A 21,821-nucleotide genomic window follows, 5' to 3' on the forward strand; every position below is an offset into this window, starting at 1 on the left:
GAGCGGCCTCAAAATCGCAGAAAATACCAGCAAAAGCCTAGAATAGAGGTCTATGTGCTTCTCAGCCCGAGTCCGGCAGAATCTGAAACACCTCTCCCGTCGCTATGAGGCCGAGGTCGATTGGGCAGCGTTCGAGGAGCTGTATCGGCGGCGAGCGGAAGGAGAGGATATTCGTACCTCCCGCGACCTCCAGCGCAACTTCCAGCACCCGGAAACCGATGTCGAGCGCAGCACCGCCGCATACATCGGTCAATACCTCAAAGCAAGGCGCGACGAGTGGGAGAATGAAATCTTCGCCCAGCGTCGCCGCGTTGCCGAGGCTGAAGAATCACTCGCGAAACGCGAGACCAAGAAGGCGCGCGAGGATATCCGGATCGGCACAAAGAAAGCACAGGATTACCTCGATCGCCTTACGGATCTTCGTCGGACAGAGGCCAACAACGAAGATGCCCGCATCTTTCCCCTCAGCTTTGCTCCCGTCCTAATCGCGGAAGAAGGCCGCATCGTTATCAAGCCGATGCGTTATACGTGTCGCCTCTCGGGAAAGCCCGCGGATATAGAGAAGCGGTTTCCCGGCATCTACAACGCGCGCAGAGACAGCCTGGATGACTACTGGCGTGGCGTGTACGGGCGTAGCCATGCCGTCATGGTCATCAGCGGCTTCTACGAAAACGTGCCCGAGCACCTGTATCAGCATCGCGAACTCGCTCCCGACGAGAAGGAAAAGAACCTTGTTCTGGAGTTCGATCCGAAGCCCTCGCGTGACATGCTCGTTGCCTGTCTCTGGGATCACTGGACGCAGCCCGGGAAACCTAGCCTCAATTCGTTTGCGGCAATCACCGACGAGCCTACGCCCGAGGTCGCCGCGACAGGCCACCAGCGCACCATCATCACCATTCAGGAGCGATATCTTTCCGAGTGGCTGTCACCGTGTGCGCTGAGCAAAGAGCGGCTTGAGCACATCCTTTCGGACAAAGAGCTTCCGTACTACGTTCATCAGATCGCAGCATGATCATTCGAGGTATGACCCGTTACTGTTCAGTATCCCTTTGCGAAAGACAGTGGTCGAGCCTCTCGATATCGCGAATAATTTGGGGGGCCAGGTGACATGCCCAAAGTCTCCTCGAAAAAGTTCTTCGCCGAGCAAACCGCGCACTCTCGTGTGAAGGCCGACATCGTCTACAAATACGTCCTCGCCTGGGCCGCCATCGTCTTGAATACCAGATATAACAGCACTGGCACAGCTGCATATGTTGATCTCTTTTCAGGTCCGGGTTCTTATGACGACGGGGCCCGTTCGACACCTCTTTTGATTGCAGAGGCGGTTCTGAAGAAGCCTCAGCTGGTGCAGGGGCTTCAGATGTTCTTCAATGACATCAACCCCTCTCTGACGAATTCTCTGCGCCAAGAGATCAGTGGACTGGCGGGTGCCATAACCCTGCGGCACGCGCCACGCTACAGCAGTTTGCCGGCGACCATCAGGTTGATCGACAGCCTTGGTCTTTCATTGGACGTCCCGCAGTTCTACTTTTTGGACCAGTTTGGATGGGCAGACATCACACCGGATTTAGTGCGCCGAATCTTCAAGAACCGCAAATGCGATTGCGCCTTCTTCTTGCGTACCCCGAGGGTTATAGCGGCCGTGTCGAATCCCAATTCCCGAGACGCAATGGTTACTCTGTTCGGCGACACAGGCTTGGAGTCGCTTAGGCAATCGTTCCGCGACCGGCCACGGGAAAAGGAAATCGTTGTCTTAGAGCACCTCAAGGAAGCGATGCGGCTCGCTGGCGCTCCCTACTTCCAGCCGTTCCCATTTCGTCTTGGCGACGGAAATAGCCCAAAGCAACACCTCATTTACTTGGGCAAGCATTCGAAGGGACTTGAGGTTATGAAGGATGTCATGGATCGCAGTAGTACCATGCATCATGACGGCGTTCCTCAGATGGGCTATACCGAAGGGCCAGTCCAACACGGTCTCTTCAATCCCGATCCGATACCTGGATTGCAGAGCGAGTTGCTCACCTTTTTTGCTGGTCGGACCGCGACCGTGGGTGAGATCTTTGAAGAACATCACGTCACCAACGAATGCTTTTTACTTCGGAACTATCAAGAGGCGCTCAGGAGGCTAGAAGCCGCCGCTTGCGTGAAGACGACACCATGTCTCTTTGAGCGCCCCACACGCAACGGTATTGTGACTATGTCCGAATTAGTCACGGTGACGTTTCCGCAGGAAGGGAGAACTTCGTGAGCGAACATTCAGCGATCGAATGGACCGATGCCACTTGGAATCCAGTGCGAGGATGCACCAAGATTAGCCCCGGCTGCAAACACTGTTATGCGAAGACGTTTGCAGAACGCTTTCGCGGAGTCCCGGGCCACCCGTACGAACAAGGCTTTGATCTTCTGCTCGTTCCAGAGAAACTGGAAGAGCCATTGAAGTGGAAGCGACCACGCAAGATCTTCGTCAACTCCATGAGTGACCTCTTCCACCCCGAGGTACCCGATTCCTACATCGTGTCCGTATGCAAAATCATGGTGAAAGCGGATTGGCACCAGTACCAAGTCTTGACCAAAAGGTCTGAGCGATTGTCGCATTTGTTGAAGACCAAATTGCGATTCGCTGCCGAAACTCCGCATATTTGGTGGGGCGTCAGTGTTGAGGACAGACCTTACGGGCTGCAAAGGATTGCACATCTACGCGACACGCCAGCTTCAATAAAGTTCCTTTCGGTAGAGCCACTCCTTGAGGACTTGGGAGTGGTTGACTTAGTTGATATCGACTGGATGATCGTTGGAGGCGAAAGCGGGCACGGTGCACGACCGATGCAGAAAACTTGGGTTGAACATCTCCTGAAACAATGTAAGCAACAAGGCGTGCGTTTCTTCTTCAAGCAATGGGGCGGACCGAACAAGAAGGCCACAGGGAGATTGCTCAATAATCGGACTTACGACGAATTACCAATTATTCAGTGATCCCGTCGGCTTACAAAAACTGAATCCGCGCAAAATTGCAGAAGTGAATTTGCTTCGCGCTAGCGCCCTAATTTAGATATCGAACGCGTACGAGGCAGCCTTCCGACCAAATAGCCAAGGCCTTGCCATTTCTCACGACGCAGCAATCGACATTAGTAGTGGGAAGTCATCCTCACTTCAGAGATAGCACTACCAATTCTCATAGCTACGCCACTACTCAACAGCTTCTGGGAGCATACTGGGCGTAATGATGAGCGAAAGCTCTGCGTCAGGCTGTTCCGCTGTTTCCGAAAGTGCCTGAAAGTTACTGAGTCCGACGCCCACCAAGCGGTAGAGCTGTGTTGTTCGTAGATCGACTCTTTCGCACAACATCAGAGCCGTCTCTACAAGCATTTCGAAACTGGCAACTGGGCCCCGCATTGATAGGCTACGCGTCAGCGATTGGAATTGCTTCGTCTTGAGTTTGAGCACGATGGTCCTGGCACCGCGCGCGTTCTCGTGTGAGGCTTTCCAAACCTTCTCTGCCAAATGCCGGATATGCGGCAGGCACTCCGACAGAGGGATATCGTCCTCGAACGTGTCTTCCGCAGAGACCTGTTTGCGGACGCGATTCGAAATCACCGGATTATGGTCGACCCCACGAGCCAGCTCGTATAGTCGTTGGGCGTAATCGCCAAACTCCTGTCCCAGTGTCCGAAGATCCATCGCGTAAATGTCGCCGACCAGTTTGATCCCGGCGCGGGCCATCCGTGCCTCCGTAACCTTACCAACACCCGGAATGCGACCAACCGGAAGCGTGAGCAAGAATGGCTGCGCCTCGTGTGGCTGAATTACAAATTGACCATTAGGTTTGCGCCAGTCCGATGCGATCTTTGCCAGGAACTTGTTTGGAGCAATGCCTGCCGATGCCGTGAGATTCAGCTCTTCCCAAATCTGTTGACGGATTGTCTTCGCCACCACGGTCGCGGTCGGTAGGCCTGTCTTGTTCGCGGTGACGTCAAGATAGGCCTCATCCAGGGAGAGTGGTTCAATTGCATCGGTGTGTCTCTGAAAGATCTCTCGCACCGCTTGCGACACGGCCTTGTAACGCACGAAATCAGGTGGGACGAAGACTGCCTCAGGACACAGTCGCTCCGCCGTCACCGCGGGCATCGCGGACCTCACACCGAAGCGCCGCGCCTCGTACGAAGCGGCGCAGACCACAGAGCGCTTGCCTTTCCAGGCCACAACGACAGGACGCCCGCGAAGACTTGCGTCATCTCGTTGTTCAACGGAGGCGTAGAACGCGTCCATGTCGACATGGACGATCTTGCGAGAGCCCAACGCGTGGAGCGTTGACTTCACCTCGCTCGACTCAGGCATTACACAACTCGCATTCCGTATAATGCTGAGCGAAGGCGTCCCATTCGGGAATGCCCTCGAAGGCCGAGTTGTTCAGATCGATCAGATTGTGTGGTTTGAGAAACGCGAAGTCGAGCGGACGTGCGTCAACGAAGTTTCGTAGGAGTTCCGTTCCGGCTGGACACGGCAGTCCCTCATCTTCGGCAAACAGCTTCTCTATCCCAAATTCGAGTTGATCCGGCTTGGACATGCAGGACTCCGTAACCTACATCTCATTCTGGCATGTTCGCCTTGCATTCGCCTAACGGTGCAGATTTGAGGACGCTATAGGAGAGGTCCGCTCTAGTTCGCGGCTGACGCCTTTGGTCTCGCGTCACGGAGTGCTTTGAGAACACTAGAGTCCACCAGATAGCTGATCATTGCGCTGCATGCGAAACACTCAGTCAGTTGCAAGTCGCCCGCGTCCGTCTGGTCTGGAATCGAGGAAGACCGTAAGCACTCTGGGCAGGTGACCACGATATAGTCGGCGTCCTTTCGCGGAATCCACAAGGGCGCTTTGTCGGCTTTACCGATGTGCGGGCGTATCGGCGAATCAGAGATCAACTCTTTCATCTTTGCCTTGAGATCGCCTGGAGTGTATTCGCCCTTTTGGAAAAAGTGATCGACCAGCAAGCCGAGCGGCATGGTCGCAAGAATGAATTCGCCACTGATGCCGATGGTGGGAAGGTGAGGAAACCTGCGACGGACGATGGAGAGCAGTTCAAACCCGGACATATTCGGCATGCGCAGGTCGGAAATAATCATGTCCGGCAAGACTTCTCGCAGTATCTTCAAGGCGACGAACCCGTCTTCCGCCGTCCGCACCGAGAACCCGAAACTCCGAACGATCGCTGCGGTTGTCTGAAGCAGGACAGGATCATCATCGACGAGGAGAACACGGCATTTGAAAAGGCGGCTTGCATCCATCAGAGGTTACCTGTGTCTTTCTTCCCAGGAACCCGTGGGCTTGCGCGATAGCGCCCTTGACCTGTTCGTATCTTGAAGAGGCTTTGACGGTAGAAGCGGACCGTTCCGCTCACTCTCTGGCTAAGGGAATCTTACTCTTCACAAGCACTGCCGGCCCGGGACGCGTTTTAACGCTCAATGTTTCAGGGAGAAGCTGCGCTCCTCACCCGTCTGCAGCCGCCTCGCGTCTTCCGCCATACGTCTTCCATTCGACGTTTCAGCCACCGCTTCAATTACGCTGCTCTTAAACTCAACTGGTTCATTCGAATCAGGGAAGAGTTTCACAATCCCACGCAACGCTTTTCGCGCCCCCTCGGCTCCCCATAATTTGTTGTTCCGAATTGACTCCCTTCGGTCGCCCTGTTCTGCCTATTCGTCAGGCGGATTCGTCCATCGTTGCAAAGCTTGTATCGCCGCTTCCATTGCTTCAGTTTCCTCATACATCACGATTCGCCATTCCTCTTCGTGCTTTGCAAAGACAAGTCCGCATTGGGCCATCATCTCGCAGATTAGATCGTAGATGGGCGCAAATACTTCGATGGATTCCCAGACGAATTCCTGCAGCCAAAGTTCATGCAGGATGCGTTCGAGACGGCTGATGAGATCTATAACCGGCGGATTCTTCTTGAAAACCTCCTCCAGGCTCGGCGTGCGATCCTTCAGATTTCGTTCCACTCCGTGGACATGGCCAAGCAGGTAGCCTGCACAAATGAACACGTCTCCGAAGAGCTGCTGAAGCTCACGGAACACATCGCCTGCGCCGCGCCCCTCACGGTGTGCCTTGATTTGTTCCAGTGCCGCACAAAAGCTGTCTTCGATCGCCCGACAGAGAATCCCCTCAAACTCCTCAACCGCTTCCGGGCGAAACGTTGCCGAAGATCGGCACGCGGCGTATTCGCTCCAAACATCCATAGCCTTCAAGAAGGTCTGTCGCGATCGGTTGCCGCACTCCAGCGGCTTTCCATAACTTTCGCGAAACATCCGATAGAGATGGCTCTCGTGCTCCACATGGGCGGCTTCATGGGCAATGCAGCCCAGCGCCAACCGCTGCATCTCCGGCTCCGGAGAGAGTGTTGATAAAGCGAGGCCGCGACGCAACACGATATGGAAACGTAGGTCTCCCCCACGCCGGACCGCAGCCGTCCGCGCCATCTCCATGACCTCCGGCTGGGGACCCATCTCTAGTGGAACCTGGCCTTGGGGAAGGGCTTGCAGCGCGCATGCAGCCGCACGGCAGTCCGAAGTGACCGTCACGCCGTCCAGCGCCTGCAACTCAATCCCGGAAAACGCGACGACGTAGAGTATTTCTTCGATGGCGACGGCCAGCGCGTCTTGTACCTCCGGTTCTTCAAAACAGGAGACATCGAGGCTGCACCGGTCCGGCAGCGGCAGACGAGCCTCGCCTTTGGCCGCGAAGTTCAGTTCGCGAATGGCGCTCATCGCGGATACCCCGTCGCTCTCGCACATGGACTTTTCATGCGCACAAAGCAATGCCTCCATCGCTTACCTAAGGCCAACACAAATCCCGGTCCCTTGGAGGCCGGCAGGAACCATTTCCGGGAAATAATATGCGGAATCAGCATAACTCCTCAATCGGAAGGGTGGGAAAACGTCTGCGGTGCGCCCCCGCAAACAACCCTATAACCCGTGATCGGGGAGTTGGAAAGCCGACAACACACGGCTCCTGTGACCTTTAGCTTTAGGGGCCTGGACATACGTCACAGGCTCCCCGACCGCAAAGGCGTAGGGATTCGTAAGCGCGAATACGCGCGCTCAAGTGTTGTTGGGGTTTCCACACCCCAGAACGGCGCGTGACCGTTCCAAATTCATCATCGGGCATACAGGCTCGAATGGCAACGGCGCCCAGTCCCGTCCATGGCATATCTCGTCAAATTTTGCTTGTTAACCGCGTTTTCGGGGAATTTAGGAGAAAGACTCTCGCCAGGCAGGAGGTCTCCTCCGCACTCTATCGTGAGTCATTCGTGCTCGTTAAGGTTGCCGCGAACCACTATCGGTCCCGATCAACGCTCGTATAACCGGCATCTTTGCCGGAGCTCGTTCGGTACGATAAGGGCATGGCTAAACGGGAGCCGGTTTACACCATTTATGGCAAGAAGGAATTGCGCGCGCTCGCTTCCTCTGCGCGCCAAGAGATCATTGACGTACTAGCGCAAATGGGAACGGTGTCCGTTCCAGAGCTGGCTCAGGCGCTGGGCAGGCCCCCGGACACCTTGTACTATCATCTCCGCATTCTCCAAAAGGCGGGACTGGTTGAAACCGTCGGGTCACGTGTCAGGGACGGCAGAGCAGAGACGCTCTACCATGCTCGGAACCTGAATATCGATTACGACACCTCTAGGCGCAAGAATCAGAAGGACCTCGTCGCCGTGGCCACATCCATGCTCCGACTCGGAATTCGGGACTTCGCCGATGCCGTACGCGATACAGAAATTGTCGTCGAGGGTCCTCGGCGTGAGCTCTGGTCGGCTCGAAAGACCGGCAGACTCACGAACAAAGATCTGGCGCGCGTGAACCGCCTCATCAAAGAATTGCTTGACTCAGCCTCGCCGGGATCGGAGCAAGGGCAGTTATACGCCGTTACCGTTCTACTGACCCCTGTGAACCGTCTGCATCGAGGTCCGGAGGCTGGAGTTCGTCAAAGGACGAGAAAGGTCCGCTGAACTCAGATAGCTGCAGGCTTGCACTCGGCGTGCGCGCACAACCACTTTGCCACCTGATCGCTCAGGTCTCCTGCATATGGTCCGTCCTTGTGTTGTTCGACACGCAGCTCGTAGGCGTGTTGTGGCGTTCCCATGATTTCGAGATGATGATCCATGCCTTGAATCAAGATAAGTGTGGCAGCGTCAGGGTGCGCTGTATTCACGATGTCCACGATGCGTTGGTGCTCGGCTTCCGCGGTGACAAAATCGGCTGTACCGTAGATGGCGAGGACCGGCACGCTTACCTGACTCCAAGGTTCCGCTACATTGAGTGCCGCTACCTGTTGCATGTAGGGTGCAGCCACCGGATACGAATTCCGCTTCTTGCACTCGGGCATTGAGCTCTCGATGGACTCCTCAGGCTGATGCTCGATGAGAAGACGATGCATGCAGACTTCCTTCGATCGAAGCAGATCATCTGTTTGGGTCGGCGTGTCGCCACCCAAGATGGACTGCCGTCGCAGGTTGGCCAATTCATACTCGAACCAGTTGATGCCGGCCGCTTCCGCGATGACGATGCCTGCTACGGAGTTCTTTACCGCGAGGCGCGGGGCAATGAGTGTTCCGATGCTATGACCGAAGAGGAATATCTTGTCAGGATCGACATGAGGCTCCTTATCCAAAGCAGCTAGCCCTGCCGCGTACATTTGCGTCTCAGAATTGAAGTCTGTCTCAAAACACGGACTGCCCTGGCTGTCGCCAATCCCGGACTTCTCGATGCGCATCACAATCAGGCCGGCTGTGCTCAAATCGTGGGCGAGCCTCCTGTAGGCGTCGTTCGGATCGGCTGGGTTGTCGACGGAATAACAGCCGATACCCCCAATCAGCAAGACGGCTGGCAGTTGTCCAGTAGCCCCTTTCGGCGTGGAGATTAAAGTTCGGCGTAGCGAACCCGCAACTGAGATTGAGGAATAAACCGTGTCTACCCGTGGATCGGACTCCTTTGCAACCGGTACTAAGCTGACCTCCAATTGGTCCCGCTTACCCATTCGGAGGATTGAGACGGCCAGCGGCGTCGATGCGGGCGCAGATCTCACCGTCTGCAGGAAGTCGGCTGCAGTCGAGATGGCCCGCATGCCGACCGTAGTGATCACATCTCCAACCCGCACCCCTCCTTGCGCTGCGGGAGACCCCGGAACGACGATGGAAACCCGAACTCCCTGAGGATCAGGATTGACCGTAGCACCGAATGCGTTGCGTCGAGGGAGTTCTTGAGCGCTGACGGCGCACGTGAAAAGCAGAATGAGGCCAATCCAGCTTCGATGCATATTCACTCTCCGGTCACACGAGCGACTTCAACTTCAGTGTCTTCTCTAGCACCACTTTGCCTCGCTTGATCTCAAGCGTAATGCGCGTTCCATCCGGCTCGTTCGCCCACTGTTCGCGCAAATCGGCCAAACGTATCTCAGAAACGGAATGCCCGTTAATGCTACGGATGCTGTCGTCAACCTCAAGACCGGCTCGGTCTGCGGCTCCTCCATCAACGACGTCAATCACCGTGAAAGCCTGGGGGCCTTGAATGACCCACATGCCGGAGCGGTCAAATTCAGTTCTCCTCCCAAAGGATCTGGACCTTCGGAAGTAGACGACGTGCTGTAGCAGATCGAACGTGAGGGTGAACTGCCGCAGAATGTCGGCGCCAATGAGTCCTGCCGTATCCGATCTGCTGAGCAGACCCGAGCGTTGGGTCGACAGCCTGACGACCGGCTGTTCAATGGTCGCGTTTGCGAGCTTAAACTCTTGCGCTCGACCGAGCTTGCCACGTATCGGCCCGCCAAGCCCCCACCCGGTGATCATTCCCGGCGCGTCCTCGAACACAGAGGCCAAATGGCCCTCTTCAGCGAACCAGGCATTCACGAGCAGGGACGACCGAGCGCCCAGATCGACGCCGAACATTCCGCAATGGCCATTGAGACTGGCCTTCACGAGAGGCACATCGCGCACCCGAGTAAATGGCACGGGAGTGTCGAAAGAACCAGGACAAAAGGTTCCCGGCATATACAGCGAAAGAAGATGGTGGTCATAGTCCACCTGTACGGTGTACCGGTCGAACACGGGGCGACCAAGGATACCGTCGATCTCTACGGTCCCGAACACGGGCGGCATGTCGACCATGGACATCACATCAAATCGAATATCGGAGAGACGGGACGAGCCGATTTGCACGGATCTCATCGTGGTACCCGCAGTTTCGTTAGCTTTGTTTCCTGTGCCGCTCTCCGAATGGGGCAACGACAGCGATAACCGAAGCCTTTTGGCTACATCTCGTGAGACGACTGCAGAAGCTCCTGAATCGAAGATCATTCGGAATGGCCCACGCCCATTTAATCTGGCTTCAATTAGGATTCGTCCGTCGACGATCGAAAATGGGATGACTGCCACCGGCGATTCATAAACACACGCTTGCAGCGTTGGCTGATTCGGCACTGATGCAAGCGTGCTGGAAACAGACAATAGCCCGAAAACCACGATCTTCAGAATCCGCCTTCCGCTTCGAGATTTATTCACCAGACAGTTCATATTATTGGCGTCGCGCGAGTGTAACTATCTATATTCTTACACCATACCGTTACGAAAGTTGTTGGGTACATCAGATCTAGCTTTAGGCAATAAGCGGGGAACAAATGTCTCCAACCTGACGTAAAGGAGGGCAAGGCAGGCAGATTCCGGAAATGGAGCACTCATGCGGTTACGTCAATTAGCAATCCTCTGTTTCGTCCTCACTGTCGCTCTTAGGCTCGCTCCGGCGCAGAACCATGCTGCGGTGAAGTTCCTGGAAAGACTGGGGCCACATGCAGTGGGCGTGAGAGTCGTTGAGCAGTACGACAATACACGCAACTTTGGAGCGACGTCTGCTTCAAAAGCTGTCCCCGCTGCTCAACCTGAACGTGGCCGGCCGCTACAGACGCTCATCTGGTACCCCGCGCAGGAGAGCGTTCGTCCGGCCATGACTATGGGAGACTACGTCACGTTGATGGATACGGAGATAAGCTTCGGAAATCCTCAGAAAACGCGAGATGGCGATGTGCTAAAGGAATGGTTGCAAGCCTCGCTCGGACAGCCCCTGTCCGCCGTGCGGGATGCGACTCCCGAAATGGGCCGATTCCCGGTTGTGATTTACGCCCCTAGCTTCAGTTCATGGTCATGGGAGAACGCCGACCTGTGCGAATATCTCGCAAGCTACGGCTATGTAGTAGTAGCGAGTCCAGGCATAGGCGAAAAGTCTCGCGAATCCACCCACGATTTGTCAGGAGCTAACGCCCAAGCCGGTGACGTGTCGTTCCTGATTGGGTACGCAGCCTCAATGCCAAATACCGACATGACGAAGGTCGCCGCTATGGGTTTTAGCTGGGGAGGGCTTGCCGACTTGTTTGCGGCTTCGACAGACAGCAGAATCAAAGCGCTGGTCTCTCTTGACGGTAGCGAGCGCTACTTCCCAGGTTTGGTTGAAACGTCTAAGACCGTTCACCCTGATCATATGACGATTCCGCTCATCTACTTCGAAGAGGGTGATGCGTCCCTGGAAGGTCAAGATAAGCTTGATCAGCGATTTCATGCTCAAGGGCCAAGCGTGCTCAACCAGTGGAGTCATGGGGACTTGGTTACGGTCAGAATGCTTGGCCTTTTTCATCCAGAGTTCTGTTCCATCGCCTACCGAAACTCCGAACTTTGGGAGCAGGAACTTCCCAATCTTCAGGTGGCAGATTACGACCGGGCAGATGGTTTAGTTGGATACTCTTGGGTCATGCGTTATACGCGTGCGTTTTTAGACTTTTACCTCAAACAGGACGTTCAGGCTGGAGCCTTCCTGAAAGCTTCGACAAGTGCGAATGGTGTGCCCGGACACACGATGTCAATGAAATTTCGGTCAGGTGTTCCTGTAGCGATTACGCCGGTTGCGAAACCCCACTAGGTACTCTTCAAATCACGTCGTCTACGATGGCCCCCCTTTCTGTGCTGTCGTCTAGAGACGAGTGTGGCTAATGTTTTTGAGCAATAAAAAGCGTGTGCAAAGAAGGTAAGTACCTCGTGCATCCACGAATAAGTTTAAACAGGCCCGAGTCAGACGATGCCCTTGTAAACACGCGGGCACCGTCTTATGGCATACATACAAGGTGAAGGGCGCGTTCAAAGAACTCTGTTTCGGTGGTGCTCGACGATTTGATACCTGAAGATCATGCGTGCCGCGTCATCGACATGTTGTCAACAGACTTTGGATGTCGGAGCTTGGTCTCGAGCGCGCTCAGGCCGCTGACACAGGACGACCCGGCTCTGATCCGCGCGACCAATCGAAACTATATCTAAATGGCTGTCTGAACCAGATTCGATTATGACGACGGTTGGAAGCGGAATCTCGTCGAAACGTTGAATGAATGTGGCTTCTTGACTGCTTGCATCCAGACCGTAAAAGCATTGCTGAATTTCGCCAGTGCACACCTAAGCCGTAACCGCAGCGGACGCGGCCCTCATTCGTTTTGCTCGGAATTGTGGTCTTAGCTGCGGCGAATGGATCGCCATCGATGCCTCCAAGTTTCGCGCTGTGGTCAGTATTGACACCGTCCGCGAGAGAGTCGCGTTACAGCGTTATCTCGGTCAGCAAGCCCTTCCTGCATACAACATTCAAACCGCCGTCGATACGGAACATGGTTGATCGTGGCTCACGCTGTAGTGCTTGATGCTTCCGATAGCCGTTTCCCGTAGAGGGAGGAGTTGCACTCCTCGCCTGTCTCCAGCCGCTCGCGCGTCTTCCGCCACCCTCCTCAGCGGCCTGTTCCTGCCGCAACGCGACCCTGAAAGTTGTGTGCGCGGACGCGCACGAATAAGGAAACCAAACCTCGCTGAGGGCTCTGCCCTGGCGCAGCGCAAGGGGTTTCCCAACAGTCTTCCGCGCTGCGCTTGTGCAGACCTTCGCTTCGCTCGTCCTCCGCTTTGCTCCGGATGGGAGATACCCCTCCCCTTGCGCTTTGCCGCCCCGCCTTCGCCAGGAGGCGTTCGGCATGTAGGTACATGCCACGCATGGCATGAAAAGCAAAAGGCAACCGCAAAGGAGACAAACACCATGAGCAGCCCAGCCACGACCACCGTCACCCCGTCCACGCGAAACCCCAAACAGCCGCAGCCACGGCAAACAGCAAAAGAGATGATCGCCGCCAATGTCCAGAGCCTTATCGAGCAGCTAGAGGCCGGGCACTCGGACGCACTTACCGCCTATCTGAACACGATGAGCCGCTTTCATTCCTATTCCTTCGGGAATGTCTTGGAGATTGCGAGACAGCGCCCGACAGCCACGCGCGTTGCGGGCATGTACGCATGGAACCAGCTAGGACGCCGCGTGAAGAAAGGCGAGAAGGGTATCCGCATTCTCGCTCCCATCATCGGCATCAAGCGCAAGCCGGACGCAGAAGCCGAGAAGGACATCACCAAGCAGAACACCCGCGTGCTTGTTGGCTTCCGCAATGCCTATGTCTTCGACGTGGAGCAGACCGAAGGTGTCGAGCTCCCCGCCATGCGTGAAGTGTATGGCGATGTAGGCGAGAATCACGACCGTCTCGTTTCGTTTATCGAACGTCAGGGCATCGAGCTTGTCTACACCGAGAACATCGCTCCCGCGCTTGGCATGAGCTACGGGGGACGCATCGCCATTCTTCCCGGACAATCGAAGGCCGAAACCTTCGCCACTTTGCTTCATGAGTTGGCGCACGAGATGTTGCACAAGGCCGAGCGGCGCACCACCACAACCAAGGTTGTACGCGAAACAGAGGCCGAGGCAATCGCCTTTGTGGTCGGCAAAGCCGTAGGGCTTGAGGTTGGAACCGCGAGTGCCGATTACATTGCTCTCTATCATGGCAACGCCTCGTTGCTGATTGAATCGCTGGAAGTCATCCAGCAGACCTCCGCTGTCATCCTTGCCGCACTGGAATCGTCCGCAGCCGAAGAGACGATGCCCGATGCAGAACTGGCGAAGGTGGCGTAAATGCAGACCATCCTTCAAATCCTCAAGATGGCCGGAGGGTGGCACCCCGGCCTCTATCTCAAGATCGACAACGCCCCGTACATGGAACTTGTCATCGAGGCGATGGACGAGTCCGGTCCGATGGGACTTTCTGCCATCTCCGTAGCCCACTACGGCGAACAGAACGGCGACCTCATGCGTGACCCGGAGATGTGCTTCGAGCTTGGCATGGGGGGTGGTGCGCACCTCGATCCTTGGTACTGGCGCAACGATTACGTTGCCATCGAGCAGTGGAGCCGCAACGTCGTGCGCGACCAGTACGTGCATCTTGTCGAGCTTCACGACCAGCACAAACGCTTTGCCGCAACGTGGGACAACAACCTCCGCTTACAGGGCTTTGTCGAGGCTTTTACGGATAAGTGCATTCGTGGCTAGTCCGCTCCCTTGGAGCGGAACCGCCAGCGTGTCTCCGCTCCGCTACCGTTCACCCTTCAACCGCTCGAAAGGAGCAAACCATCATGGAAACGCAGATCGTCAATGCCACCGAGTATCGCAACGTCTCTCTCGCTCTCTTGAGTGAGTCCAAGACCAACCCGCGCCGTACCTTCGAGGAGACCGCCTTGAAGGAACTGGCAGAGTCCATCCGTACCCAGGGCGTTCTCTCGCCTTTGCTTGTGCGGCCACTGACCGAAAACGGCTTCGAGATCATCGCCGGAGCAAGGCGTTACCGCGCGGCGCAGATGGCCAAGACACCGAGCGTCCCTGTCCGGATCGTTCACCTCTCCGATGCAGCGGCGTTGGAAGCTCAATTGGTCGAGAACCTTATCAGGTCGGAAATTCACCCGATGGAAGAAGCGCAGGGATTCCGCGCTTTGCTGGACTTGGAAGACCCGAAGTACAGCATCGAGCAGATCGCCGCGAAGGTGGGCAAATCACCCGTCTTCGTGGCTTCGAGGTTGAAGTTGTCCGACCTTGTCTCCGCTGCGGTCGATGCCTTCTACGCCGATGAAATCGGCGTGGGCCATGCGCTGCTGTTGGCGAAGCTGCCCGCCGACCAGCAAAAAGCCGCACTCCAATCCTGCTTCAAGGAGGTCTACAACGGAGGATCGAAACCAGCGCGTATCCTGCTACCGGTTCGCAACCTGCAATTCTGGATCGACAGCAATATCCTGTTGGTCTTGAAAGATGCGCCGTTCAACAAACGCGACGCGCAGCTTGTTCCCGCTGCTGGCAGTTGTGCCGACTGCCCGAAACGGACAGGACATAACAAGCTGCTCTTTGGCGATGACCTCGGAAGGCAGGGCGACCGATGCACCGACCCCAATTGCTATCAGGCGAAGGTTTCGGCTCACGTCGCGCAGACCGTCTCCGCGAAGCCGGAACTGGTGCAGATCAGCACGGCCTACGGCGGACAGAAAGAAGGCAGCCCGGTAATCCCTCGCAATAAGTACATCGCGATTCGGGACGACAAGCCGAAGTCGAAAGATGATGCGAAGCGGCCCGAGTTCAAAGTGTGCAAGTTCACCACCGAGGCCATCATCACCGAAGGCTCGGACGTTGGCACCATCCATAAGGTATGTGCCAATCCAACCTGCCCGGTCCATCATCCGAAGCAGCCAACCAGCCGCAACGATGAGAAGTGGAAGGCCGAGCAGGACAAGCAGCGCAAGGAACAGGCCATCGCCAACACGACCGGTCTCCGTGTCCTTGCCGCTGTGAACGCCGCCGTTCCCGTTCGTCTCCTGAAGCGCGACCTCCTTTTCATCCTTGAGAAGCTGGTAAGCGTCATGGACGAGAACCGTGTTGAAATGCTGGCGCGGCAGCATGGCATCCGTCAGAAGCGGGACGATGGAGGAATTGGCAAAACGCTGACTGCTTTTGTTCGCCGCGCGGATGAAGGGACGCTCTCCCGGTTGTTGGTCGAGGCGAGCATTTTGCTTGCAACCTCGCGGGGCAACCCGGCCACCGTCCTCAAGGATGCCGCCACGGCATACAAGGTAGACACCGAGGCCATCGCCGCCAAGGTGAAGCAGGAGTTCGCCGCGAAGGAGAAGGCAAAGAAGACTCCACCACCCGCAACGAAGACCGCGAAGAAAGCGGCCTAGCGTTCCATCCTTCGAGGGGCGGCATACCTGCCGCCTCTCATTCTTTTGCTCGAAACAAATCGCGCCGGGAGACACCCCTTCGGTTTCTCCCGAGCCCTCATCCCGCTTACATCACCGGCCTCCGCTCGCCGGCTGCGCGTCAGGAGTCGAGTTCCGAAGCTGCTACGAAACTCGCGGCTGCTTGTTCTTTGGGTTATGAACCTGGGGTCAAACGCGGGGTACACTTTCTATTTTGTGGAAACCGATTTCAAGTACTGGATGATTGCCGCTCTTTCCTCGGGTTTCGAGACACTGAAATCCATATCGCTATCGGGCACCACAGAGTCTGGCTTGGCCAGCCACCTATCCAACGTTGCATCGTCCCAAACGACGCGTGACGCCTTCAATGCAGACGAATATTTGAAGGTAGCAACGCTACCCGCCTTCGTTCCGTAAACGTGCCGCAGGCGCGGACCCTCCTTATCGTCGTCCAAATAGTGGCACCCGCCACACCGCCTTACAAACAAAACATCGCCGCCCGGCGTACCGACTTGGGGCATTCTCGTAGCCGAACCGCCTGCAGCACTCCCCGCAGGTGCCAGCACCATACACGCCACTCCAACGAGAGCTACAAGGTACAGAGCTGTCGAGGCCTTCCTGCTCAAGCTCTTCTTTGCTATCGGTTGATGGGAATCATTCATCGAGCGTCTGTACCTCTCCGATTTCCTACTCCACGATTGCCAATCGCCGAGGCTAGCTGCCGGAGCCGCTTTCTCTCAGCCTTTGCCCACGCATATACCAAATCGCCTTCCTCTGGAGTGAGTTTTGCGCTGCGGTGGATCAGCACATATTGCTTCGGCGGCATCTCACCGCTGTGTGCCTCGGCTGCGATCTTGGTCAGTAACTCGACATGCTCATCCCGATCCAGCTCTTGCCACCGTGACATATCAAAATGCTCACGACCGTCCTGAACGTCACGCTCCATCAGCCACGAGGCTGGGGCAAGCCGGCTATAGCGCGGCCACTTTGTCCTCTCCGAATGGCAATCGGCGCATTTGTTCTCCAGGATGGCCCTGACCGGCGCAGGTACATTTATCCCCCTCCATGAGTCGATCGTCGGATTTTGTAATCCGAGCATTTCCCCACGGGTGGATAAAAGAGCACGCCAAGCTCGCACTTAAAAAAGTGCCAGGCAACGCAATGTGGATTGGTTTCATGGGGTCACCACCACCCCGCTCTCATCGGCCTTCGGAAGGGAGCGGTTCGCGTTGCTGGCAGTAGAGACGCCGACGACATCACGGTATGAAAGCCCACGTTCCTCTCCAGTTATGCATCACCTCGTGGATATCCTCGGTATGCGAGATTCGACCGACACTCACTTCTTTGGAGCGGCCTGCGCTCCCGATTTATACCGGGTGTGGCAGGAACTGCACGCGTGACTGACCTCATCGAGTTGTCTTGTGAAGCTCACGGTGTCATTCGCAGCAGCCAATGCAGCCAGTTTGGTTGTGGCGTCCGCGTAATCGGCCGCAGCCCGATCAAAGTTGGCGCGATCGGTCCAGATTGCACGAAGCGCTTGTGAATCCGCCGACGTCTGCCCCTCGCCAGTTCCCACCGGAAACATTGTTGGAAGAGTCTTAGCCCATTTCGCAAGGGCGGCCGCTGGATACGCCTGAGTCTTCGCCTCGCGGCCTGCCTTCATGGCGTCTCCCATTGAGTGGAAGGTGATCGAAGACATATCCAGGCTCGCCTGACGTGTGGCGATTACGTCAACGTAGGAGACGCCGTTTCTTTCTTGTGACGACAAGCCAACGGCTGCCAAGCAAACGAAAGCGACCGATGACGCGATCAAACCTTTTCCCATTGTGTGCCTCCTTGGTCCTGCTGATTTTTCTCTGTTTCTTCAACCGCGAGGCGATTGACAGAGCGATTTGGCGAGTATACCTTGTTTACCAAGGCTTGTTAAGCATGACAGGAGGCGTCCATGGAGATTGACACACAATTTTTGAAGGGAAGCATCAGCTTATTGCTGCTCCACCTGCTTTCGCGAGGCGAACTGTACGGCTATGAAATTCTTCAGGAAGCCTCGCGCCGCAGCGCCAACGCATTCGATTTCAAAGAGGGCACTCTTTACCCTGCGCTGCATCAACTCGAAAAGAAAGGCCAAATAAAGGCCGAGTGGCGCACAGCCGAAAATGGCAGGAAACGAAAGTATTATTCGCTCACCCCTAAGGGCAAGAAAACCGCGGTCGCATACGAAAGGCAGTGGCAACATTTGACCGGCGCGATGGCGGCCATACTGGAGAGCAAATAGATGCGCAAAGCGGACGAATTGATCCATGACGTCGTGACCTACGCGCAGATTCCGTCCGCCAGGCGGCGGCGGGAGATTCAGCGAGAACTTACCGCACATATTGAAGATTTCGTTGATGCCGCACGCGATGCAGGCCATGAAGAGCAGGAGATTGAGTTACTACTCATGGCTCACTTTGGCGACGCCCGCCAAGTCGCCGAAGGCTTTTTGCATGTTTACAGGTACGAGCGTCGAACGTTTTTGGTATTCGCCTATGCGCTGTCGACATTGCTGATCGCGAGTTCTCTTCTCATGGCCATTCTGGGAATCCAGACCGGTTTGGCATTCGGCTTTGGCACACCAATTTCTGAACTGCTCGCAAGTAAACATACGGTAGTGCAAGCGCTGGATATCGTGGCGTTCGTCGCTGTATATCTGGGTTTGACTTTGCTCGAAACTCAATTTGAACGCTGCCGGTTTCAAAAAGCTGCAATTATGCTTGCGGCAATTGGTGCAGTCGTCACAATGTCATTTAGAGCTATGGGTTTTCACCCAGCTTTTCTGTTCTATGGGCTTATTACCGGCCTGTTCTTCCGAGCGGTACGCCTTTTTATTCCGGCGGAAGTCGCGCGTGTCGGCATCGTCTTGGTTTGTTTCGTTTTGGCCGGGTTCAGTTTCGCTCTGCTACGTTCACCGGTTTCAACGGTTGACCTCTTTGTCACGTGCGCCAGTTGGCTCGCTTTGGGTATGGGATACCTGCTCATGAGTCGTCTCGCGCCGCGCGTAGATGCAGCTGTTCTCGACAGACTACAACGGATTTGAAGAGGCCCTAAAGGAGGAACCGGATGAGTACGTATTCCGTTGTGTTGGGCGGCTGCTTGGTGCTCGCGCTGACTCTGCCAGTAGAAGCGCACTTCAAATTGCTTTCACCCGCACCGTGGATTGCGGAAGAAGACGATTTCGGCGACCCGCAGTGGTCGTATCCGTGCGGCGGAACGTTGACCGATCCGGGGAAACCCACCGGGGCCGTAACGAAACTCGAAGGAGGCGAAAAGCTTCATCTTCGAATCCAGGAGATGGCATTCCATCCCGGTTTTTACCGTGTGGCCCTCGCCGTGAACTCGCGCAGTGAACTCCCACCAGATCCAGAACCCATCAGCAAGACCGGACCCGACGGTCGTCAAAGGTCAATTTCAGGAGCAATTCAATATCCCCCTGCTCCACCGATTCTTGCCGACGGATTGTTTATGCACACCGTCCCGCTCGACAAAATTCAGGAAGCTGAAATCGAAATGCCGAACATCAACTGTACGAAGTGCACCTTACAGGTGATCGAATTTATGGCGTCCCATGTCAGAAACCCGGACGGAGACTACACCTATCACCATTGCGCTGACCTTCAAATACGCGCCAATCCGGATAAGCCGATCGATACCAGATTTCCCGCCGAAAACAAGCAGCATTGAAGGCGCTACTGCGCTCGCTAGGATTCCAACAGCGTCCGTAACTTGTGAGCGTACCTGCGGCTCGACGTGACCACCGTTCCTTCTGCCAGTACGATGTCGTAAACCCCATCGAACATCGGACGAATTTCGCTAATGCAGGCACTGTTCACGATGGTGGATTTACGCACACGGATGAAGTGGTGGGCCGCCAGCTTCTCTTCGAGGTGTGCCATGGTTTCCCGCAACAGGTGATGTTCGCTTGCGGTGTGTATGCAGGCATAATTTCCCGTGGCCTCGATCCACAAAACGTTGGGAACGGGAACAAAGAAAATCCGCTTCTTGTCTTTCACTACAAAACGTTCCAATGGGCGGAGACGACGGAGGGACTGGAGCAGCGGTTCGAGATCTCGATTCGTTTTCCCGCGTTGTTCAAGGACTTGACGCGCGTGGACCAGGGCCTTGGCAAATCGCTCCTTATCATAGGGTTTCAAGAGATAGTCGACAGCGTGCACTTCGAATGCGCGAATGGCGTGCGCATCGTGAGCCGTGGCGAAGATATATACGGGAGCGGGATCGGACGACGGCTCCACATTTTCGATGACGCCAAAACCATCCAGATCCGGCATCTGTACATCGAGGAAAACGATGTCGGGAAGCAGTTCATTGATCTGCTCCACCGCACTTATTCCGTTCGCCGCCTCGCCTATAACTTCAATACCCTCGTGTTCGGCCAGATAGCGACGGATGCCGCGCCGTGCGATCGGTTCGTCATCGACGATGAGGACTCGAGTCTTCAATGGGAACTCCTCAGTGGAATGGTGATGATGGCCTCACAACCTCGATCGTTGCCGCCCGTGAGTTCCAGCGACGCATCCTCCCCGTAAAGCTGTTTCAAGCGTGACTGAATATTGGTGAGTCCGACGCCGAAGCGCAGACGCGATGCCGGCGCCGGACCCGGGCCATCATCGCGGACGCAGAGCCAAACTCTGCCGTTGCGGAGTTTGGCAATGATGTCTAGCCGGCCTGCGGCGGAATCGACGCTGATGCCGTGTTTGATGGCATTCTCAACCAGTGGCTGAAGCGCCAGGCTCGGTACATAGACTCCGAGAAGGTCAAGTGGCACATCCATGTGAACCTTCAAGCGATCATGAAAGCGCGTCAGTTCGATCTCCAGATACTTGCTGACGAAGTCGAGCTCGCTCTGCAGGGTGATCTCATTCTCCCTACGTTCGAGGGCCATGCGCAGCAAATCGCCGAGGCAGACGAGCAGGTGGCTCGCAGCATCGACGTCTTCCTGCATCAGGATTCCAATGGTGTGGAGACTGTTGAACAAAAAGTGCGGATGCAACTGACTTTTAAGGTTCTCAAGTTCGGCATGAGAGAGCTGCGTCTCCAGTTGCGCCGCTATCGTCTGGCGCTCCAAAGCGGCCTGGTAAAAGTGGATGGACTGATACAGTCCCACAATCAACCAGTACGTAAGCATGCCAGTAAAGCTCATCGATAGAACACTGAGTGCAAACGGCGGGAGAAGATGGAGCACGGCAGGATCAGTCGTGCGAAAAACTGTTTGCACAAGGCCATGGCTCAAAAAGTGTTCGGTGACAGCTGCCAGCGGACCCATAATGAGCGACGTGATTATGTGAATCGCTACATGAGGTACAACCTTCGCCCCAGTCAACGGGAACCGTTTGGCCAGACCAATCACAATCGGGGTGCACGCCGCCCATATGCACCAGTAGACAAGTTCGAGTGTACCCACGATCGCCCAACTTACATGTGACCCCTGTGCCTTCACCACCACGATATGGCGCACGGCGAACAACAGTCCTACAATCGTCCACGCGCACAGGATCAAAAACCAACTCGTCCGTCTCATATCTAGCGTGGCTTGTCGCAATGGTGTGTCGACCCCTCAGGCACGGATTATAGCTGACCCTTCGAAGGAGATATCACTGAGGACACGGCGGTCGAGAGCGCCAAGTTCTCCCGACAAAGGGCAACTGTATC

General features: G+C 55.8%; 22 protein-coding genes. 11 read left to right on the forward strand and 11 right to left on the reverse strand.

Going from position 1 to position 21,821, the window contains the following annotated elements; translation table 11 throughout:
• Positions 1-52: 52 nt before the first annotated feature.
• The 3 genes from RBB76_RS25685 to RBB76_RS25695 all read left to right on the forward strand — a co-directional run bounded on the left by RBB76_RS25685 (position 53) and on the right by RBB76_RS25695 (position 2,973).
• Positions 53-1,012, forward strand: coding sequence for an SOS response-associated peptidase family protein (locus RBB76_RS25685; protein ID WP_429634069.1), 960 nt, complete (start codon positions 53-55; stop codon positions 1,010-1,012).
• A gap of 150 nt (positions 1,013-1,162) precedes the next feature.
• Positions 1,163-2,248, forward strand: a complete 1,086-nt coding sequence (gene tcmP, locus RBB76_RS25690) for a three-Cys-motif partner protein TcmP (protein ID WP_429634071.1) — start codon at positions 1,163-1,165, stop codon at positions 2,246-2,248.
• Positions 2,245-2,973 carry a DUF5131 family protein gene (locus tag RBB76_RS25695; protein WP_429634073.1) on the forward strand — a complete coding sequence of 243 codons (729 nt, stop codon included), beginning with the start codon at positions 2,245-2,247 and terminating at the stop codon, positions 2,971-2,973. Before tcmP ends, RBB76_RS25695 begins: the two co-directional genes overlap by 4 nt.
• A gap of 213 nt (positions 2,974-3,186) precedes the next feature.
• On the opposite strand, the gene dinB is transcribed toward RBB76_RS25695, so the two are convergent.
• The 4 genes from dinB to RBB76_RS25715 form a co-directional block, all read right to left on the reverse strand.
• The gene (gene dinB / locus RBB76_RS25700; RefSeq protein WP_429634075.1) at positions 3,187-4,335 is read right to left on the reverse strand and encodes a DNA polymerase IV; all 1,149 of its coding nucleotides are present in this window, start codon (positions 4,333-4,335) and stop codon (positions 3,187-3,189) included.
• On the reverse strand, positions 4,328-4,564 hold the full coding sequence (locus tag RBB76_RS25705; protein ID WP_429634077.1) for a hypothetical protein: 237 nt from the start codon (positions 4,562-4,564) through the stop codon (positions 4,328-4,330). Before RBB76_RS25705 ends, dinB begins: the two co-directional genes overlap by 8 nt.
• A 92-nt stretch (positions 4,565-4,656) precedes the next feature.
• Entirely contained in the window at positions 4,657-5,280 is a 624-nt protein-coding gene (locus RBB76_RS25710) for a response regulator (RefSeq protein WP_429634079.1), read from the reverse strand.
• 408 nt (positions 5,281-5,688) lie between these two features.
• Positions 5,689-6,786, reverse strand: coding sequence for a hypothetical protein (locus RBB76_RS25715; protein ID WP_429634081.1), 1,098 nt, complete (start codon positions 6,784-6,786; stop codon positions 5,689-5,691).
• Between the two features lie 608 nt (positions 6,787-7,394).
• Here RBB76_RS25715 and RBB76_RS25720 point away from each other — a divergent pair.
• A complete protein-coding gene (locus RBB76_RS25720) occupies positions 7,395-8,000 on the forward strand; it encodes an ArsR/SmtB family transcription factor (protein ID WP_429634083.1) in 606 nt (201 codons plus the stop codon).
• A 2-nt stretch (positions 8,001-8,002) separates the two neighbouring features.
• Here the strand turns inward: RBB76_RS25720 and RBB76_RS25725 are convergent, their stop codons facing one another.
• Both RBB76_RS25725 and RBB76_RS25730 read right to left on the reverse strand, forming a co-directional pair.
• Positions 8,003-9,307 (reverse strand): alpha/beta fold hydrolase, encoded by a 1,305-nt coding sequence (locus tag RBB76_RS25725; RefSeq protein ID WP_429634085.1) that lies wholly within the window; start codon positions 9,305-9,307, stop codon positions 8,003-8,005.
• A 13-nt stretch (positions 9,308-9,320) separates the two neighbouring features.
• A complete protein-coding gene (locus RBB76_RS25730; RefSeq protein ID WP_429634087.1) occupies positions 9,321-10,559 on the reverse strand; it encodes an aspartyl protease family protein in 1,239 nt (412 codons plus the stop codon).
• A gap of 163 nt (positions 10,560-10,722) precedes the next feature.
• Here RBB76_RS25730 and RBB76_RS25735 point away from each other — a divergent pair, with 163 nt between their 5' ends.
• The 4 genes from RBB76_RS25735 to RBB76_RS25750 all read left to right on the forward strand — a co-directional run bounded on the left by RBB76_RS25735 (position 10,723) and on the right by RBB76_RS25750 (position 16,097).
• On the forward strand, positions 10,723-11,952 hold the full coding sequence (locus RBB76_RS25735) for a dienelactone hydrolase family protein (protein WP_429634089.1): 1,230 nt from the start codon (positions 10,723-10,725) through the stop codon (positions 11,950-11,952).
• 1,146 nt (positions 11,953-13,098) lie between these two features.
• A complete protein-coding gene (locus tag RBB76_RS25740; protein ID WP_429634093.1) occupies positions 13,099-14,013 on the forward strand; it encodes an ArdC-like ssDNA-binding domain-containing protein in 915 nt (304 codons plus the stop codon).
• Positions 14,014-14,427 (forward strand): DUF6908 domain-containing protein, encoded by a 414-nt coding sequence (locus RBB76_RS25745; protein ID WP_429634095.1) that lies wholly within the window; start codon positions 14,014-14,016, stop codon positions 14,425-14,427.
• Positions 14,428-14,510: 83 nt separating this feature from the next.
• Complete coding sequence (locus tag RBB76_RS25750; protein WP_429634097.1) at positions 14,511-16,097, forward strand: ParB/RepB/Spo0J family partition protein; 1,587 nt, start codon at positions 14,511-14,513, stop codon at positions 16,095-16,097.
• 227 nt (positions 16,098-16,324) lie between these two features.
• Here the strand turns inward: RBB76_RS25750 and RBB76_RS25755 are convergent, their stop codons facing one another.
• The 3 genes from RBB76_RS25755 to RBB76_RS25765 form a co-directional block, all read right to left on the reverse strand.
• On the reverse strand, positions 16,325-16,777 hold the full coding sequence (locus tag RBB76_RS25755) for a c-type cytochrome (protein WP_429634099.1): 453 nt from the start codon (positions 16,775-16,777) through the stop codon (positions 16,325-16,327).
• Positions 16,774-17,214 carry a heme-binding domain-containing protein gene (locus RBB76_RS25760; RefSeq protein ID WP_429634101.1) on the reverse strand — a complete coding sequence of 147 codons (441 nt, stop codon included), beginning with the start codon at positions 17,212-17,214 and terminating at the stop codon, positions 16,774-16,776. The genes RBB76_RS25755 and RBB76_RS25760 overlap by 4 nt, the downstream gene beginning before the upstream one ends.
• Before the next feature lie 237 nt (positions 17,215-17,451).
• Positions 17,452-17,940, reverse strand: a complete 489-nt coding sequence (locus RBB76_RS25765) for a cytochrome c (RefSeq protein ID WP_429634103.1) — start codon at positions 17,938-17,940, stop codon at positions 17,452-17,454.
• A gap of 120 nt (positions 17,941-18,060) precedes the next feature.
• Here RBB76_RS25765 and RBB76_RS25770 point away from each other — a divergent pair, with 120 nt between their 5' ends.
• Genes RBB76_RS25770 through RBB76_RS25780 form a run of 3 tightly spaced genes read left to right on the forward strand, consistent with a single transcriptional unit; the run spans position 18,061 to position 19,835 of the window.
• The gene (locus tag RBB76_RS25770) at positions 18,061-18,390 is read left to right on the forward strand and encodes a PadR family transcriptional regulator (protein ID WP_429634105.1); all 330 of its coding nucleotides are present in this window, start codon (positions 18,061-18,063) and stop codon (positions 18,388-18,390) included.
• Entirely contained in the window at positions 18,391-19,191 is an 801-nt protein-coding gene (locus RBB76_RS25775) for a hypothetical protein (RefSeq protein ID WP_429634107.1), read from the forward strand. It begins immediately after the preceding gene.
• 59 nt (positions 19,192-19,250) lie between these two features.
• A complete protein-coding gene (locus RBB76_RS25780) occupies positions 19,251-19,835 on the forward strand; it encodes an SCE4755 family polysaccharide monooxygenase-like protein (RefSeq protein WP_429634237.1) in 585 nt (194 codons plus the stop codon).
• A 17-nt stretch (positions 19,836-19,852) separates the two neighbouring features.
• Here the strand turns inward: RBB76_RS25780 and RBB76_RS25785 are convergent, their stop codons facing one another.
• The gene (locus RBB76_RS25785) at positions 19,853-20,611 is read right to left on the reverse strand and encodes a LytR/AlgR family response regulator transcription factor (RefSeq protein WP_429634109.1); all 759 of its coding nucleotides are present in this window, start codon (positions 20,609-20,611) and stop codon (positions 19,853-19,855) included.
• Positions 20,608-21,690, reverse strand: coding sequence for a sensor histidine kinase (locus tag RBB76_RS25790; protein ID WP_429634111.1), 1,083 nt, complete (start codon positions 21,688-21,690; stop codon positions 20,608-20,610). Before RBB76_RS25790 ends, RBB76_RS25785 begins: the two co-directional genes overlap by 4 nt.
• Positions 21,691-21,821: the final 131 nt, after the last annotated feature.

The organism is Tunturiibacter psychrotolerans (genome assembly GCF_051013365.1).
Lineage (GTDB): Bacteria > Acidobacteriota > Terriglobia > Terriglobales > Acidobacteriaceae > Edaphobacter > Edaphobacter psychrotolerans_A.